14 protein-coding genes are annotated in these 16115 nt (G+C 35.1%); 10 read left to right on the top strand and 4 right to left on the bottom strand.

The features are described 5' to 3' along the window. Positions 1-61 precede the first annotated feature (61 nt). Positions 62-1120 (top strand): CNNM domain-containing protein, encoded by a 1059-nt coding sequence (locus tag ACJJVJ_RS08925; RefSeq protein WP_405369937.1) that lies wholly within the window; start codon positions 62-64, stop codon positions 1118-1120. Positions 1121-1153: 33 nt separating this feature from the next. Next, a complete protein-coding gene (locus tag ACJJVJ_RS08920; RefSeq protein ID WP_405369936.1) occupies positions 1154-1882 on the top strand; it encodes a hypothetical protein in 729 nt (242 codons plus the stop codon). Positions 1883-1884: 2 nt separating this feature from the next. Here the strand turns inward: ACJJVJ_RS08920 and ACJJVJ_RS08915 are convergent, their stop codons facing one another. From ACJJVJ_RS08915 to ACJJVJ_RS08905, 3 genes are all read right to left on the bottom strand, one after another. After that, positions 1885-2547, bottom strand: coding sequence for an ATP-binding cassette domain-containing protein (locus tag ACJJVJ_RS08915; protein WP_405369935.1), 663 nt, complete (start codon positions 2545-2547; stop codon positions 1885-1887). Beyond that, positions 2540-2848 carry a hypothetical protein gene (locus ACJJVJ_RS08910; RefSeq protein WP_405369934.1) on the bottom strand — a complete coding sequence of 103 codons (309 nt, stop codon included), beginning with the start codon at positions 2846-2848 and terminating at the stop codon, positions 2540-2542. The genes ACJJVJ_RS08915 and ACJJVJ_RS08910 overlap by 8 nt, the downstream gene beginning before the upstream one ends. 80 nt (positions 2849-2928) lie before the next feature. Next, a complete protein-coding gene (locus ACJJVJ_RS08905) occupies positions 2929-3480 on the bottom strand; it encodes a hypothetical protein (protein ID WP_405369933.1) in 552 nt (183 codons plus the stop codon). Between the two features lie 234 nt (positions 3481-3714). On the opposite strand from ACJJVJ_RS08905, the gene ACJJVJ_RS08900 reads away from it, so the two are divergent. Then, complete coding sequence (locus ACJJVJ_RS08900) at positions 3715-4146, top strand: hypothetical protein (protein WP_405369932.1); 432 nt, start codon at positions 3715-3717, stop codon at positions 4144-4146. 29 nt (positions 4147-4175) lie between these two features. On the opposite strand, the gene ACJJVJ_RS08895 is transcribed toward ACJJVJ_RS08900, so the two are convergent. After that, the gene (locus ACJJVJ_RS08895; RefSeq protein WP_405369931.1) at positions 4176-5099 is read right to left on the bottom strand and encodes a histone deacetylase; all 924 of its coding nucleotides are present in this window, start codon (positions 5097-5099) and stop codon (positions 4176-4178) included. A gap of 173 nt (positions 5100-5272) precedes the next feature. Here ACJJVJ_RS08895 and ACJJVJ_RS08890 point away from each other — a divergent pair, with 173 nt between their 5' ends. The 7 genes from ACJJVJ_RS08890 to ACJJVJ_RS08860 all read left to right on the top strand — a co-directional run bounded on the left by ACJJVJ_RS08890 (position 5273) and on the right by ACJJVJ_RS08860 (position 16112). Further along, positions 5273-5626 carry a hypothetical protein gene (locus ACJJVJ_RS08890; protein ID WP_405369930.1) on the top strand — a complete coding sequence of 118 codons (354 nt, stop codon included), beginning with the start codon at positions 5273-5275 and terminating at the stop codon, positions 5624-5626. Positions 5627-5727: 101 nt separating this feature from the next. Further along, on the top strand, positions 5728-6768 hold the full coding sequence (locus ACJJVJ_RS08885; protein ID WP_104514451.1) for a transporter: 1041 nt from the start codon (positions 5728-5730) through the stop codon (positions 6766-6768). Between the two features lie 69 nt (positions 6769-6837). After that, entirely contained in the window at positions 6838-7299 is a 462-nt protein-coding gene (locus ACJJVJ_RS08880) for a hypothetical protein (RefSeq protein WP_405369929.1), read from the top strand. A gap of 131 nt (positions 7300-7430) precedes the next feature. Continuing rightward, positions 7431-8645, top strand: a complete 1215-nt coding sequence (gene hflX / locus ACJJVJ_RS08875; RefSeq protein ID WP_104514453.1) for a GTPase HflX — start codon at positions 7431-7433, stop codon at positions 8643-8645. A 77-nt stretch (positions 8646-8722) separates the two neighbouring features. Then, complete coding sequence (locus ACJJVJ_RS08870) at positions 8723-9253, top strand: membrane lipoprotein lipid attachment site-containing protein (RefSeq protein WP_405369928.1); 531 nt, start codon at positions 8723-8725, stop codon at positions 9251-9253. 120 nt (positions 9254-9373) lie between these two features. Then, on the top strand, positions 9374-10615 hold the full coding sequence (locus ACJJVJ_RS08865) for a M48 family metalloprotease (RefSeq protein ID WP_405369927.1): 1242 nt from the start codon (positions 9374-9376) through the stop codon (positions 10613-10615). Further along, a complete protein-coding gene (locus ACJJVJ_RS08860; protein ID WP_405369926.1) occupies positions 10608-16112 on the top strand; it encodes an AAA domain-containing protein in 5505 nt (1834 codons plus the stop codon). The genes ACJJVJ_RS08865 and ACJJVJ_RS08860 overlap by 8 nt, the downstream gene beginning before the upstream one ends. Positions 16113-16115: the final 3 nt, after the last annotated feature.

The following is a 16115-nucleotide window of genomic DNA, read 5'->3' as shown; positions in this document are numbered from 1 at the left end:
TAACAAATTAATAATCACAGCAGTAGAATTGTTTATTTTTACGTGATCAAATCAACTTATCATGACATTACTTATTATCTATGCCGTTGTTTCTATTTTCTTTTCATTTCTGTGTTCTATACTAGAAGCAGTTTTGTTAAGTGTCACAGGAACATTTGTAAAGGTAAAGGAGCAGGAAGGTGCTTCTTATATTTCTTCTTTGAAAATCTTAAAAGAAGATGTGGATAAACCATTAATCGCTATTCTTACTTTAAACACACTAGCGCATACGGTAGGTGCTATTCTAGTCGGTGTACAAGCTGAAGCATTAGTAGGAGAAGGTTATCGTGCTGACGTTTTTGGAATTCCATTAGTAGGTGTGGTGTCAGCAATTATGACGGTATTAATTCTAGTAGTTTCTGAAATTATACCTAAAACCATAGGAGCAACCTACTGGAAAGGTCTTGCTGGTTTTACTACGCGTGCTCTTAATTTTATGATTTTCCCATTGAAATGGACTGGAATTTTATGGGTGCTCCAATTAACAACTAAGGCTATCGGTAAAAGTGCGCACATGAATTCAATGACTCGTGAGGATTTTGTTGCCATAACTGAAACAGCAGAACAAGAAGGTGTTTTTGAACCTACAGAAGGTCAGTACATTAAAAGTTTAATGAATTTTAATAGCATTATGGTGCAGGATATTATGACTCCTAGGTCGGTTATGTTTATGGCGCCACAAACTACTCTTATTAGAGATTTCTTTGATCAAAATCAAGATTTGAGATTTTCTCGTATTCCTATATTCGGTGCAAATAGAGATGATATTAAAGGGTATGTTCTTAAGGATCATATACTGTCTGATATTATTAATGACAAACCTGCAAATACACTTGAAGACCTAAAAAGGGAAATCACGATGGTGCCTGCTAGTTTGCCTATCCCACAGTTATTTGAAACCATGATCGCTACTAAAGAACACATCGCACTTGCGGTAGATGATTTTGGTAGTATTCAAGGTGTAGCTACTATGGAAGATGTTATAGAGAGTATGTTAGGTCTTGAGATTATGGACGAGAGTGATAAAGTAGAAGACATGCAACAACTTGCTCGTAAGAATTGGGAAAAGCGTAATAAGTAGTCTTAGTAATCAGTTGCATTTAATTCTTGAGAAATGATTTTTTATTATCTAACTGTTGCGGTACAGATATTTTGCTGTTATCATGCCTATAAGAATAGAAGTGAAGTATATTGGTATGCGATCATATTTCTTCTTCCGGTTATAGGGAGTCTTATTTATCTAGTGCTTAATGTACTTAAGAAGAATGACGCTAAAGTAATTACCGACGAGATTACTACAGTCATTAATCCGACTAAAAAGATTAACGACCTTATTAATAAAGTGAAGTTTTCTGACACCTTTGCAAATCGTGTTGCACTAGCTGATGCTTATTTTAATAAACAAGAATATCAAAAAGCATTAGATAATTATGAGACTGTTTTGGGCGGTGCTCATAAGGATGATGCCTATGTACAAGAGCAACTAGTGATAACTCATTATCATCTTAAAAACTATAATAAGGTTATCGAGGTCGCTAGATCTTTAAAACCCAATTCAGAGTTAAGAGCGTCCAAGGTTCATTTCTTTCTTGGGTTATCTTATAAGGAATTAGGTAAGTTAAATAATGCCGAAAAGCAATTGAGATCTCTCGATGTTAGATATTCTCACTATCCAGAGCGACTAGTTTTAGCTCAATTTTTAATAGATCGCAAGAAGCCAGAGGCAGCAAAGGAACTTATAGAAGAGCTTCTTACAGAGTACAGTCATATGAGTAAGCCTAATGTAAAATTGCATAGAAATACTTTTGCCGAGGTGAAAAGACTTCATAGCACTTTGGTTTAAGCTTATATATAAAGATTGTTTTTTAAATCCTCTTCATTTTCCACAGCTACTAGAGTAGATTCTTTAAGGATATAACAAGAGTCTGACATCTTGAGTACGTTATCATAGTAATGATCACTCATCAGAATACCTCTTCTAGGTTTTACTGTTTTGATAATTTCTTTCACACGTTCTATTTGAAGTGGGGCGAGCATAGAAAAAGGTTCGTCTAGTAGAATAAATGGTCTTTCGGTGTGTATGACTAGCATGAATTCAAGAAATCTTCTCTCTCCTAGTGAGAGCGAATTTACTTTTACATGATGCATCTTATGAATCATAGGTTCATATAAGATCTTATCTTGATCTTCAGGATCTGGATACCACATTTGCACGGCATCTACTACTGTAACAGACCCTACCATAAATGGTTCTTGAGGTAAATAGGCTACAAGTTGGTGTTTTAAATGATCTGTTAATTGGATAGCTTTTCCGTCGTAATGCGCTACAGCGTTTACTTTTAATTTACCAAAAATGATATTCATTAAGGTAGATTTTCCACAGCCATTTCTACCTAACAGACCTAGGACTTTATTTTTTTCTAATGCTAAATCTATATGGGACAACAAGGCATTTTTTTGCCAAAAACTATTTTTAGAGTTGTTTGTTTGTACACGTAGTCTAGACATATAGCAACTCAATTAGAGCGATTAATAATGCAGCTATTATAGCAATTACTAAATGTGCTACGTAGGCAAAAGTGTAGCGTTGGAAATTAGAAATACCTAGGTTTTGAAAAACGTATTCTTCACGTTTATGAATAATACGTTGCCCTATAATACCGACTATAAATCCAGCAGTAAGAAATATGAATATGGTAGTGTAATAGTCTGTAATAGACCTAGCAAGTGCTAGACTCAAAAATGAAAAACAACTATTGTAGAGCATTACTCGCCAGGTGAACCAGAGATTGATTTTATGGTACCACATGCGTTAATTAAATTCTTTTAGTTAGTTCTATACTCTCATTTTAAACGCTTTAATTAACAATCTATTATTGTGAAACAGGATTACTTTTTAAAAGATTCTAAAATCTCTTGATACGTTTTAGTATTATCAGGGTGAGATTCTAAATATTCATAAACCTGTCCTATCACATTTTTTGAAGCGCCTAATTCTTGAAAAAGGTTGATGTCTTTATTCCAGTTTTTGAGACTTCCTTTGCGCGTGGCAAGAGTTTCAGATAGTAAAGTAATTTTCTTTACTTGTTTGAATCCGCTTGTTGCTTTAATTTTTTCTATTTGAGTAAATAAGTCTTCAAAAGTCAGTTGTTCTATTTGCTTCTCTTTGGTCATCTTGCGCAACATGGCAGACATAGACTCCATGCGGCCAAAGAATTTTACATCAAACTCATCTAAACCACACTCCTTTAGACGGCTTATTTCTTTTCTTAGACTAGATTCATCTTGAAAACTCCCATTGATTAGAAAATCTAATTTGCTACTTAATAATACTTTACAATTATCAGTTAATGGCAATTCTACTGTAGTCTCTTTTTCTTGAGCATTGCTCAAAAAGGTGATGAAAATAAATAGAAAAATAAAAGGCAGTCTGGTCTTCATAATGTAGTTAACGATGCTTTTGCAAAGTTCGCATATCTTAAGTCAAAGAAAGTGCCAAAACTTTTATTTTCTACAAAATTTAATTTTTAACATAGAAGAAACTGATAGATTTATTTTGTTCTTTAAATACAGTATATGTAGTCACTAGTTCTTTAATATTAATAATAGTTAGTATTTTAGTTGTTTAAGTAAGAATATATTAAATTTATAACTTAACCTTTAAATATTTAACTTATGGCTTACTCTACTAAACCTAAAATGTGGTTTTGGATCGTGACGATCCTCTTTCTAGTTTGGAATCTTATGGGTGTCGGCGCATGGACTGCCGAGGCTATGGGAAGTACAGAAACTCTTATGGAGAATTATACTGCCGAGCAAGTCGCTTTTTATACCAGCTTCCCGATTTGGTATACTTGGGCATATGGAATAGCGGTATTTGCAGGTGTGTTTTGTTGTGTAGGGTTATTGTTTAAAAGAAAACAAGCCGTTATGCTAGCTTTAATCTCTTTACTAGCCGTGGTAATTTGTAGAATTTATGACCTTTCTGTAGATGCATGGAACATGATGGAAACTGCAGACCGTACTTTCTTTATAATTGTCCCTGTATTATCAGTGGCACTTTGGTTATTTGCTCGTAGTATTAAAAGTAAAGGTTGGCTCAAATAAATGATTAACCAACTGGATTAAGAGAGGTTTTACATAAAAATCTCTCGTGCTGCTCTAAAAGTATTGGCATGTGCCTCGATAATGGTTTTAATTTCTGGTGAATAACCGCCGCCCATACTGCATTGTATAGGTGGGAAAGAGTTATTTTGTGATCTCGCTTTCGCGAAAGCGGACAACGCAAATTCATCTCTTCTTTTACAACCTTCTAGACTCATACTTAATCTACCTAATTTGTCACTCTCTAGGACATCTACACCACATAGGTAAAATATGAAATCTGGTTTTTCTTGATGGATGAGATCTGGTAATGTGTTTTTAAGTTCGTTGAGATAATAGTCGTCACCTGATCCATCTGGTACAGCAATGTCTAAATCTGATTGTTCTTTTTTAAATGGATAATTTCCCGCACCATGCATGGAAAATGTAAAAACACTGTCATCGTTTTGAAATATTTGAGCAGTGCCGTTTCCTTGATGCACGTCTAGATCTACAATTAAAATTTTATCAGCAAGATGGTGGTGTTGCAAATACCTTGCAGCGATAGCCTGGTCATTTAATAGACAGAATGCTTCTCCATGATCGGTATAAGCGTGGTGTGTGCCTCCTGCTATATTCATAGCGATGCGGTGATCATATGCCTTGATGCAGCCATCTATGGTGCCTTGGGCAATTCTCAACTCACGTTCTACCAATAATGCACTGAATGGAAATCCGGTCTTTCTTATAGCTTTCTTATCTAAAGTAAGCTCTTTTAAATCTTTAAGATACTGATCGGTATGAACTCTTAAGACATCTATATCAGGACATAGTTTGCTAGGCTCAAAAAAGTCTGAAGCAGTAGCTGTTCCTTCATGTAGTAATTGTTGAGTTAACAATTCATACTTAATCATGGGAAAGCGATGTCTGTCTGGGAGCACATGCTGGTAGATAGAATGATAAGCTATAGGAAACAATGAAGTGTTGTTTTAGATTATTTTATAGTATTTTCAAAAATAAGTCTTAGTAAGGTGAATAGAATTACATCTATTTGAAATTTAAAACACATTTATTTTAACGACTACTTACTGTCAATTATCTTTGCAATAAATAGTATTTTATCAAATCACTTTTTGCAATTTTAATGTTAATGACTTTTGCCATGCGACCAGCATATCAGGCGAGTTATTATCTCTATTTTCAAATGAATATAGATGTGATAGTGGCAAAGTATTGCGTGAATAAAGAAAGACCGCAATTAAAATGCAATGGTAAGTGCCATCTAAACAAGCAAATTACACTAGCTGCTCAAGAAGACGCTGGTACAAATTCTAAGACTGTACAGCTGGCAAATGCTTTTTACCCTATTTTTTTTCAGGTAATAGATAATGATTATTTGACACCTGTTTTCAGTACTCATATTCATAATAACTTCAGTTATCATAATTCTTACAGGTACTCTAGGTCTTGGAGTTACAATCCGCCTCCTAGGTTACTTTCTTAATTACTTCAGTTTTACTTATTCTATGCCATCGCTTTGATGGGATATTCTCTTAATTACTTATGCCTCTAAAAAGAAATAGGCGTGAGTAGAAATATATTACTATGAAAAAATTTCAATTTATAGCTGTACTGCTTGCTGGTATGTCAGCTTTCGCGCAAAGCGATAACAACACAACATCTACAGAACATACTTACAATGGTAACCGACCAGATGGTCATGCGCCTATTAATGTAATGGGTGACCATACACATGCTAAGGGAGAATTTATGTTCTCTTATAGATTTGCCACAACTACTATGAAGGATTTAAAAAGAGGTAGTGAAGATGTTTCTTTTGAGAGTGTTTTACTACCTAACGGTGGCGATTATATGGTTACTCCTACAGAGATGACCATGAATATGCATATGCTAGGTGCTATGTATGCACCTACAGATAAGTTAACGCTTATGGCAATGACTATGTATATGGATATGAGCATGGAGCATTTAACTGCTATGGGTGGTACTTTTACTACAGAGTCTAGTGGATTAGGAGATACATCACTGTCAGCTTTATACCAGTTTTTTAAGAAGCCTACTTATAGACTTCATGCACAGTTAGGAGTTTCTATTCCTACAGGTTCTATCGATAATGAAGATGTGATTCCTGCGAGTATGGGTAATGATGTAGTTTTACCTTATCCTATGCAGGTAGGTAGTGGTACTTATAGCGGTATTCTTGCTGTTACTTATTTAGGACAAAGCAAGAATTTTTCTTGGGGTTCTCAAATGAGAGGTGAAAAAAGATTCAGCGATAACGATAATGGTTATACGCTAGGAGATCGTTTAAACTGGAATAACTGGGCTGCTTACAAGGCAACGGACTGGTTAAGCGTGTCAACTCGTATAGAGGCAGTTAAGGTAGAGGATATTGATGGCGCAAACCCTGACTTGAATCCGCTTATGGTTATTACAGCAGACACTCGCAATTCTGGTGGTAGCTGGTTAAATGGTGGGCTAGGTGTTAATCTTTATGCGCCTTCTGGATCATTAAAAGGTTTTAGATTAGGCTTAGAATATAGCTTACCTATTGTACAAGAATTTAACGGTGTACAACTTAAGAATCAAGACGTGTTTACTGCAGGATTGCAATACGCATTTTAATTTATATCTAGAATAACTACAATCTATTGATTAGATTGTAGTTATTCCATTAACTTTGAAAGAAAAACTATGAAAAATTCAATTTATATTTTATTACTAGCTGTTCTAACTCTTGCCTCATGTAAGAACGAGCCTAGTAAAGAAGAGATAGCATTACAAAAGCAAATAGAAGCCTACGACCTTCTTATGACTGAGGCCATGGATGTACATGACGAGATCATGCCTAAAATGGGAGAGCTTATGGAGCTTAAAGGAGAACTAGTTGCTAGTAAAGAAGGAGCTGAGTTAAGTGAAGATCAATTAATGAAGTTAGATGCAACTGCAGGTAACTTAAAAGCATCTCACGACGGTATGATGGACTGGATGGCAGACTATTCTGAGAAATTTCCTTATGGTGAACCATCTCCAGAGACTAAAGCTGATCTTGATAAAAAAATGCCAGTTTTAGAACAAGAAGTAGTAGAGATTAAAGAATTAAGAGATCACACGATGACGGCGATTACTAATGCTAAAGAAATTTTAGCTAACTAATTAAAGTTTTATCTATTTTAAAAGTCGCATTATCAGCTGGTAATGCGACTTTTTTCATTTCATAAGCTCTTATTAAATAGTATGCTCGCTTTAAGGGAAAAAAGTATCTTTGTTATAGTCTAAAAATCTTTATGTTAGAATTAGAAAATCACGAATACGAAAAAGCAATCCTCGTAGGTGTTGTTACTCAACAACAAAATGAAGATAAGCTTAATGAATACATGGATGAGTTAGAGTTTCTAGCTTATACCGCTGGTGCAACCGTTAGTAAACGTTTTCATCAAAAAATGCAAAAACCCAATCCTAAGACTTTTGTAGGAAAGGGTAAAATGGAAGAAATCGCAGCCTATGTGCAATCACATAACATAGGTACCATTATTTTTGATGATGAGCTTTCTCCATCTCAGCAAAAGAATATTGAAAAAATTCTCGAGGCAAAAATTATTGATAGAACCTATTTGATTCTAGACATATTTGCACAACGAGCACAAACCAGTTATGCACGTACTCAAGTAGAACTGGCACAATATGAATACCTCTTACCTCGATTAGTAGGATTATGGACACACCTTGAAAGACAAAAAGGTGGTATAGGAATGCGTGGTCCTGGAGAAACTGAAATAGAAACCGATAGACGTATTGTACGCGATCGCATCACGTTACTTAAGAAAAAACTCCTGACCATCGATAAGCAAATGTCCACACAACGTGGTAATCGTGGTGCATTAGTTCGTGTAGCGTTAGTCGGTTACACAAATGTTGGAAAAAGTACGTTGATGAATACCGTTGCAAAAAGTGAGGTATTTGCAGAAAATAAACTCTTTGCAACATTAGATACTACGGTACGCAAAGTAGTGCTGCGCAACATGCCTTTTTTATTGACAGATACGGTAGGGTTTATAAGAAAACTGCCTACACAGCTGGTAGAGTCTTTTAAATCGACGTTAGATGAAGTCCGAGAATCTGATTTACTGCTTCATGTTGTAGATATATCCCATGAATCTTTTGAAGATCATATTGCTTCTGTAAATAGAATTTTAGGAGAAATAGACGCGACCGATAAGCCTATGATTATGGTTTTTAATAAAATTGATGCTTATAAGGCTCAAGATTATGACGAAACTGATTTAATGGAAGAGCGTACTTCTGCTCATTACTCATTAGAAGAATGGCGTGAAACATGGATGGCAAAAATGGGTGAAAACGTGATCTTTATTTCAGCTACCGAAAAGGAAAATATGGATGATTTCCGTAAGAAAGTATATGATCGTGTACGTGAGATTCACGTGAAGCGTTTTCCTTATAACGCATTTTTATATCCTGAATATGTAGAAGAAGAAGAGTAAAAGAAAATATTATTTATAATTAAAAAAGGGTGGAGTTAATTCCACCCTTTTTATATTTAGGTATTAAAAGTTGCCTTATGAAAAAAGTCATTTTTGCACTAGTTTTACTAGTAACTTTAAGCTCTTGCCAGCAAAAAGAAACTGCACAAACGTTTATTGGAGAAGAATTGAAAACTATGGAAGATAGAAAAGCATTTCTTCAAGAGGTGTTTGAATCTGACCAACAAGTAAGAGAAGGTTTATCTGAAACTGAATTAAGTGAAAAAGCCTACTACGATAGAATGGATGAAGCAGATGACGTTAATTTGTCTAAAATCAAATGGTATCTAGATAACTATGATTATCCTAGTAAAAAGGTGTTCAATGAATCTCAATCTATGATTCCTGCCTTAGTGGTTCATCATTCTTTTGAGCCTAATATTAGAAGAAAAATGTATCCTAAATTCAAGTCGGCTTATGATGAAAAAAATCTGGATCCAGATTTTTTTGCTCTTTACCTAGGAAGGCTTTTCGAAATTGAAAACGATACATATTTTAGAATGCAAAGTCCTTATAGTATTGAAGATCAAATATCGACTCTTATCGATACTTTACAATTAAAAAAATAAACTATAAGCTCCTATAACAAAGAGGGGTATTCGTTACACCATTTTTGATAAGAGCAATTAATAAAATCATCGTCGTTTTCCTTAACTTTAAAGCCTAGGGGAAATACATAATATAATTGAATGACTGACGACGTTGCAATAGATAAAAAGGCACTTTTAGAACCTTTTCCATACCATAAAAAACTAAGAGACCATTTAAAAAGTCGCAAGAAAACCTGGCAATGGTTTAAAGACGAGAAGGTTAAAGCACAACAAGTAGAGTCTTTTAAAAAGAATCTGCTTAAAAACACTTACCGTCTAGATCTAGATAGTCATGCAAATTTATACCGTGTATCTGACGCTATTTGTAAAGACCTAAATATCGATGCACAAGTCACTTTCTATCAAGAGAACAACAGTCTACAAGTAAATGCAAGTATTTCTGTAATTGAGAGAGAAGCGCATATTGTTTTTTCTGGTAATGTTTTACAGTTGTTAGATGATAAACAGTTAAAGGCCTTAATAGCTCACGAGCTCTCGCACTACCTTTTCTTTAAAATAGAAGATGGAGATTATGAGGTGACACAACGTATAGTTCTTGCTCTAGCAAACGACTCTCGTAGTGAGGATAGCATCATAGAAACGGCACGTATTTTTCAACTGTACCTCGAGCTTTTTTGTGATACAGGTGCTTTTAAATCTTGTAGAGAACACTACACGGTTATACAAATGCTCATCAAATTAAATACAGGGCTGGCAGACGTAAATGCACAAAGTTACCTAGACCAGGCCAAAGAAATCATAAGTCAGGAAGATGAATCTACTAACCAGCAAACACACCCAGAATCCTACTTGCGCAGTATTGCTCTAGATTTAAAAGCACGCAATTCTAAAGATTATGAAGATGAACTACACAAGTTAATAGAAGGGAAGTGGGATATCAATAGCTTAGATATTTTTGAACAAGAAGAGACTCGAGCATTAACATCTGACTTTATACAGCTTATTTTAAGGCCTCAATGGATCAATTCTAATGCTGTGATGAATCTAGCACAACAGTTTTTTCCAGACTTTAATAGAAGTGAAAAGATAGATACGAGTTCGCTTTCGCGAAAGCTGAAACACACCACACCTAGTACTAAGAGTTATTTATGTTATCTCTTATTGGACTTTGCTAGAATAGATAGCGCACTAGAAAAATTACCGCTCGCGCATACTTTGGAGGTGTCAGAATTGTTAGAGTTAAAAGAAGATTACGAGCGTATTCTAAGAAAGGAGTTAAAACTGACTATTAGAGATTTCAAGAAATTAAAGGAAGAGGCTATGAATGATTTGAGCCTTGTAACCGAGAACCAAGATAGCAGTATTTACGACAATGAGTGATTATAAAGCAAGTTTTTTCAGTCTGCTAGATGAGGTCAAAGAACATGGAGGCAGCACGACACCAGATTTTATAGCTAGAGTATTACCACTTTTAGAAAAAGCACATTTTCTTAGAGAGCGCAATCTAGTTTTAGGTATTTATTCTATCGATTCTATTGATTATAACGGTCGCATACTGGTAACAGAATCTGAAGGAAAAAATTTCACACAGTCTAATAAAGTATTCAAGAAGCCTAAACAACGTTATGCGGTTGAGGTAAGTGTAAATTATAAAGAGGTAAGTTCTCTCGACCCATTAGATGCTCCAGATGATTATGGTGATAGACTTTATGATCATGACGCGATTCATAAAGATCTAGATGTTCCTATTTCAAAACCAGTATACTTACCGCATTATAAAACCTGGGATTTTGAAACTGGTCATTACGATCCTATTACCGAGATTTTTACATTAGGTTTTATACTAGCTAGTGTAGCCTATGGTATAGATTTTAGAGATGTAGAAGAGTTAGAGCGTTTTGTAGAAAACAGAGAGCGACTTTATTTTTATAATAAAAACTTGCACCCTACTATACATCATGTAATTAGGGAGATGACACCACTTTATAGAGAAGATCGTGCGCCTAGTCTAGAAGAAATAATAGCAAAGCTTAAAAATTATCGTGATTTTAATCCAGAAAACTATGTAGATCTTACCGATACAGAAGGTTTTAGAAATCTAAATCTGTCGGATCGTGGCAGTTATATTCTCGATAAATTAAAACGCAGACTCTTTGATATCTCTAGAAGAAATAAATTACTCTATTTTAATGATCGAGGTGGTTTTTTAAACCTTACAGAGTCCTCTGTACCTATGTTGTTGGACTATAAGAATATCAATGAGAAAGATTTAATATTTTGGAATAGTCATATAGAGACTCAATTTATAAGCAAGAAAAAGATAAATCTTAACCGTTATCTAGACATAGATCAAAATAGATTTTTATCTCCAGCACTTAATAAAATACGATTAGAAGCGCGCAAGAGTAAGAACGAATACGGTTTTGATCAGCTGCGTGTTGTAGTCGCATTTTTACACTGGTATAATTTTAAAGAAAGCGCAGACGAGCGTATAAGTTCGCCACTTTTATTACTGCCAGTTTCTATCACAAAAAAGAAGGGAATAAAAGATAAGTATGAATTAACGGTAAATGATACAGAGGCCGAGGTGAATCCTGTCTTGAGTTATTACCTCAAGGATCTTTATGACATAGATTTGCCAGATTTTGTAGATCTAGAAACGAGTAGCATAGAAGAGCTGGTACAAAGTATAAAAAACCAGATTGCTCTAGGCGGCACAGGAATAGATTTACAATGGCGCGATAAGCCTAAAATACAGCTCATACATAAAATTGCAAAACGCAACTTTAAACTTAAAAAGCGTAAACTTAATAACCGTAATTCTGGTTTAAGCACTCGCAGTTATGACTATTCTTATGACGCTGAAAATGTGAAGCCGTTAGGTCTCGCAATTTTCAACAATCTAATTGCCAAAAAACACAACCAGTTAGAATACATCATTAACGAAGACATTAATCCCTACACAGATCTTGCTGTTGCAGAGCGCAGGCGTAGTTTTTACCATACCGATAACGATGGAAAGGTGAATCCGCTGGTGTGGGAAGTGGATACTTGCAACATGACTCTAGGTAATTTTAAATACCGTAAAATGAGTCTTGTACGTGATTATTCTGAGATCTTAAAAGCAGATATTAAAGATGATGTTTTTGATGAGCTCTTCAGCGATCAGCCTAAAAATATTAATCTAGACGCTTATAAAAAAACCAGTCTAGAAGAGTTGTATCCTATTATACAGTCCGACCCAACACAATCGCAAGCGGTTTTAAAAGCACGATCTGGAGAGAATTACATCATTCAAGGACCACCAGGAACAGGTAAATCACAAACGATTACTAACCTGATAGCAGACTATGTAGCAAGAGATAAAAAAGTACTTTTCGTTTGTGAAAAGCGTGCAGCGTTAGATGTAGTTTTTCACCGTTTAAAAAATAAAAAATTAGATGAGTTGTGTTGCTTAATTCACGATTCTCAAACCGATAAAAAAGCTTTTATCATGAACCTCAAAGATACGTATGAGGCTTTCATGAAAAAGAATATGAATACGAGCACGCTTTCGCGAAAGCGAGATAAAACCATCCAAGAAATAGAAACACATCTAGGTAAATTAGAAAAGTTTCATATAAATATGCGAGATGGTGAGCCGCCTTTATACGATTTATATCAAGTATTGATCGCTTATTATCAAGAAAAGGAAATGCTCTCAGATCAAGAGTTGATTTATGTACCTTTTTATAAAGAATGGGCAGATAATGAAACGTGGATCACAGAATTTATCTCGCAAGTAAAGCTTAATGACCACGGCAGTTCTATTGCAAACTACGCGTTAAATGGTGTTGCTGTAGAAATATTACAGGCATCTAATGTAAAAGGAGAGGTGCTTGAGAAGATAGAAAAAGCTACAGATGGATTAGATGCCCTGGTAGAACTGTTAGATCAACAAGAAGTTGAGGTAAAAGAACAATCTATAGAGGCGTGGCATCAAGAATTTGATTTTGCAGAGAAAGTAGCGAGAATAGTAGAGCGTGATTCTTTAGGTATTTTTGATAAAAAAACCATCGCCGCGTCAGAGTTAGATAACCTGAATAGAAAATTAGAGAAACAGCGAAGACTGCACGAGCGACTTACAGAAGAGAATGAAAACTGGACTCAAAAATTTGATGATACAGACGCAAAGACAGCTCTCCAAAAATGGAAGAAGTTAGACGGTAGTTTCTTTAAATTTCTAAATCCGGGCTGGTATAAATTAAAAGGACAGGTAAAAGCTTCTTATAATTTTAATGCCCACCAGATAAAACCAGAAATAAGTAGTGTGCTTAAATCGCTTAATGAAGAATATGAAGCGTTAGAGCGGTTAGAGGAGCAGCGAGAAGAGGCAGCACAAAGATTTGGTCTTACTAATTTTGTAACAGATTATCAGTGGATTCAAGAGCAGCAAGATAATCCAGATCATATTATCAAAGCATGGACGACTAGAGATCATACTTCTTATGTGCGTTCCTTATTAAGTTTTAAATCTCAATTTGATGAGTTGTATAATCATTTAGAAGGTCTGTTCTCTAATCATGGAGCACAAACGCTAGTACAAATAGAAGATCAATTACAGCGTGGAAGAGCTGCTGTACATACTCTTGGGTTATTTGCTCCTTATATAGAGCAACTTCATGGATTGAGTACAGAGATGCAAGAGAACTTACGTACTAGAGACTGGCAAACAGATGATATTGCTTTTCACACCGCATATAAATCTGTAAAAGAGGTTTATGAAAAGGATCCTGTTTTTTCTCAATCTAGTGAAGATGGTTTAGGGAATTCGGTGCGTAAAATAAGCTCGCTATTAGATAGTTATTACGATTCTAATGTCGCATTTATACGTTCTAAGATTAGAGATAAATTCTTAAATAAAGTGCGTATTACAGAGTCTGTGGCTGCACAGTTAACAGAACAAGAGAAAGTTCTTAAAAAGGAATACAATGCATCGCGCAGGATTCTAGAAAATGAATTCGGTAAGAGCATGCGTTATAAATCTATACGTGAACTTGCGACTGGAGATGCCCAAGATATTATGACTACACTTAAACCAGTATGGTTAATGAGTCCGCTTAGTGTTAGTGATTCTATGCCTATTGATACATCTATTTTTGATGTGGTTATTTATGATGAGGCATCTCAAATCACGGTAGAAGAAGGTGTTCCTTCACTTTTCAGAACTCATCAAACTATAATTGTAGGAGATGAGATGCAAATGCCGCCTACTAACTTTTTCAGTGCAAATGTTACCGATCAAGAAGAAGACGAAGAAGAAACAGAAGAAAAAATAGGTATAAGTCTCGATGCAGATAGTTTATTAAATCAAGGGGCTCGTAAATTGAGTTCTGTAATGTTAGGCTGGCATTACCGCAGCCGTCGGGAGAGTTTAATAAGTTTTAGTAATGCCGCATTCTATAAAAGAAACCTACTTACTATACCAGATAGTCGCATACCTAATGCTGGTATTGAGCCACTAGCACCTATAATAGATCCAGATCAAGAAATCGATTATAAAGATGTTTTGAGCCGCAGCATCAGTTACCATTATATGGAAAATGCTATTTACCATAAACGTACTAATAAAGATGAGGCTGCTTATATCGCAAACTTGGTACGTACTTTCTTAATGAATGACATTAAAAAAAGTATAGGTATTGTAGCTTTTTCTATGGATCAACAAAGTGAGATAGAGAGTGCTCTCGATAAACTAGCGTTAGAAGACCCTCAATTCGGTATACAATTAGAAGAAGAATACCAGCGTACAGAAGAAGATCAATTCATAGGTTTATTTGTCAAAAATCTAGAAAATGTTCAGGGTGATGAGCGTGATATAATTATCATGAGTATTTGTTATGGGTTTAATAACCAAGGCAAGATGTTTATGAACTTTGGACCTATTAATAGACGCGGTGGTGAGAAGAGGCTTAATGTTATCTTTTCAAGAGCAAAGCAAAATATGATGATCGTTTCTTCTATACAAGCAGAAAATATCAAGAACGATTATAATGAAGGAGCAAATTACTTTAAGAAGTTCTTGAAGTATGCAAAACATACATCTGATGGTCAGTTAATGGCGGCCAATTCTGTTCTCGATAGTTTACATGCTCACGAAGATGAAGCAGAGAAAACTAAACGTCTGCCTATTATTAATCAGTTGAAAGAAAAGCTGGAAGCCAAAGGTTATACGATAGACGATGCCGTTGGGCAATCTCATTTTAAATGTGATATCGCTGTGCGCGAAAACGAGGCGACTTCTTATAAACTTGCGATATTAATAGACCGTTCTACTCATTATGCAACTGATAATATCTTGGAGCAATACTGTCAGAAACCAGATGTTCTAAGAGCATTCGGCTGGAAACTGCAACATGTTTATAGCAAAGACTGGTTAGAACAACCAGAACGTGTGATGGAAAAAATCATGCAAAGGTTAGAAGGTGAACTTGAACTCGAAACGGAACTCGAACTTGAAAATGAACTAGAGAACAAATCTGAAAACGAATTAGAGACTCCAATTGAAGAGCAGATTTCATCTACTGTAAATGAAGAATTACCAGCTGCAAAACCTCAGGAAAAGAAAGATCTATTAGAACTTGATGAGGATTTGAAACCTAAAAAAGAAGAAAAATCTAGTAGCAATTTAATCTTTAAACGTTATGAATTCTCAGAAGGTTCTAGTAACAAGTTTTGGGAAATTTCTGTAGATGGATTTGATATCATTACTAGATATGGTCGCATAGGTAATAAAGCACAAGAAAATAGAAAAACCTTTGAAGATCAAGTATCAGTTCTTAAAGAAGAAATGCGATTAATAGGAGTGAAAACTCGTAAGGGATATAGACCGGTTTAGTTT

Source organism: Nonlabens sp. Asnod2-A12 (assembly GCF_045063745.1).
Lineage (GTDB): Bacteria > Bacteroidota > Bacteroidia > Flavobacteriales > Flavobacteriaceae > Nonlabens > Nonlabens xylanidelens.
Note: the sequence above shows the minus strand (reverse complement) of the source record. Positions and strands in the feature narration are given on the sequence as shown.

Bases quoted from the DNA above. Each gene is read 5' to 3' on its own strand.
- ACJJVJ_RS08925 (WP_405369937.1), top strand. From the start codon at position 62: ATGACATTACTTATTATCTATGCCGTTGTTTCTATTTTCTTTTCATTT.
- ACJJVJ_RS08920 (WP_405369936.1), top strand. From the start codon at position 1,154: ATGATTTTTTATTATCTAACTGTTGCGGTACAGATATTTTGCTGTTAT.
- ACJJVJ_RS08915 (WP_405369935.1), bottom strand. From the start codon at position 2,547: ATGTCTAGACTACGTGTACAAACAAACAACTCTAAAAATAGTTTTTGG.
- ACJJVJ_RS08910 (WP_405369934.1), bottom strand. From the start codon at position 2,848: ATGTGGTACCATAAAATCAATCTCTGGTTCACCTGGCGAGTAATGCTC.
- ACJJVJ_RS08905 (WP_405369933.1), bottom strand. From the start codon at position 3,480: ATGAAGACCAGACTGCCTTTTATTTTTCTATTTATTTTCATCACCTTT.
- ACJJVJ_RS08900 (WP_405369932.1), top strand. From the start codon at position 3,715: ATGGCTTACTCTACTAAACCTAAAATGTGGTTTTGGATCGTGACGATC.
- ACJJVJ_RS08890 (WP_405369930.1), top strand. From the start codon at position 5,273: ATGACTTTTGCCATGCGACCAGCATATCAGGCGAGTTATTATCTCTAT.
- ACJJVJ_RS08885 (WP_104514451.1), top strand. From the start codon at position 5,728: ATGAAAAAATTTCAATTTATAGCTGTACTGCTTGCTGGTATGTCAGCT.
- ACJJVJ_RS08880 (WP_405369929.1), top strand. From the start codon at position 6,838: ATGAAAAATTCAATTTATATTTTATTACTAGCTGTTCTAACTCTTGCC.
- hflX (WP_104514453.1), top strand. From the start codon at position 7,431: ATGTTAGAATTAGAAAATCACGAATACGAAAAAGCAATCCTCGTAGGT.
- ACJJVJ_RS08870 (WP_405369928.1), top strand. From the start codon at position 8,723: ATGAAAAAAGTCATTTTTGCACTAGTTTTACTAGTAACTTTAAGCTCT.
- ACJJVJ_RS08865 (WP_405369927.1), top strand. From the start codon at position 9,374: ATGACTGACGACGTTGCAATAGATAAAAAGGCACTTTTAGAACCTTTT.
- ACJJVJ_RS08860 (WP_405369926.1), top strand. From the start codon at position 10,608: ATGAGTGATTATAAAGCAAGTTTTTTCAGTCTGCTAGATGAGGTCAAA.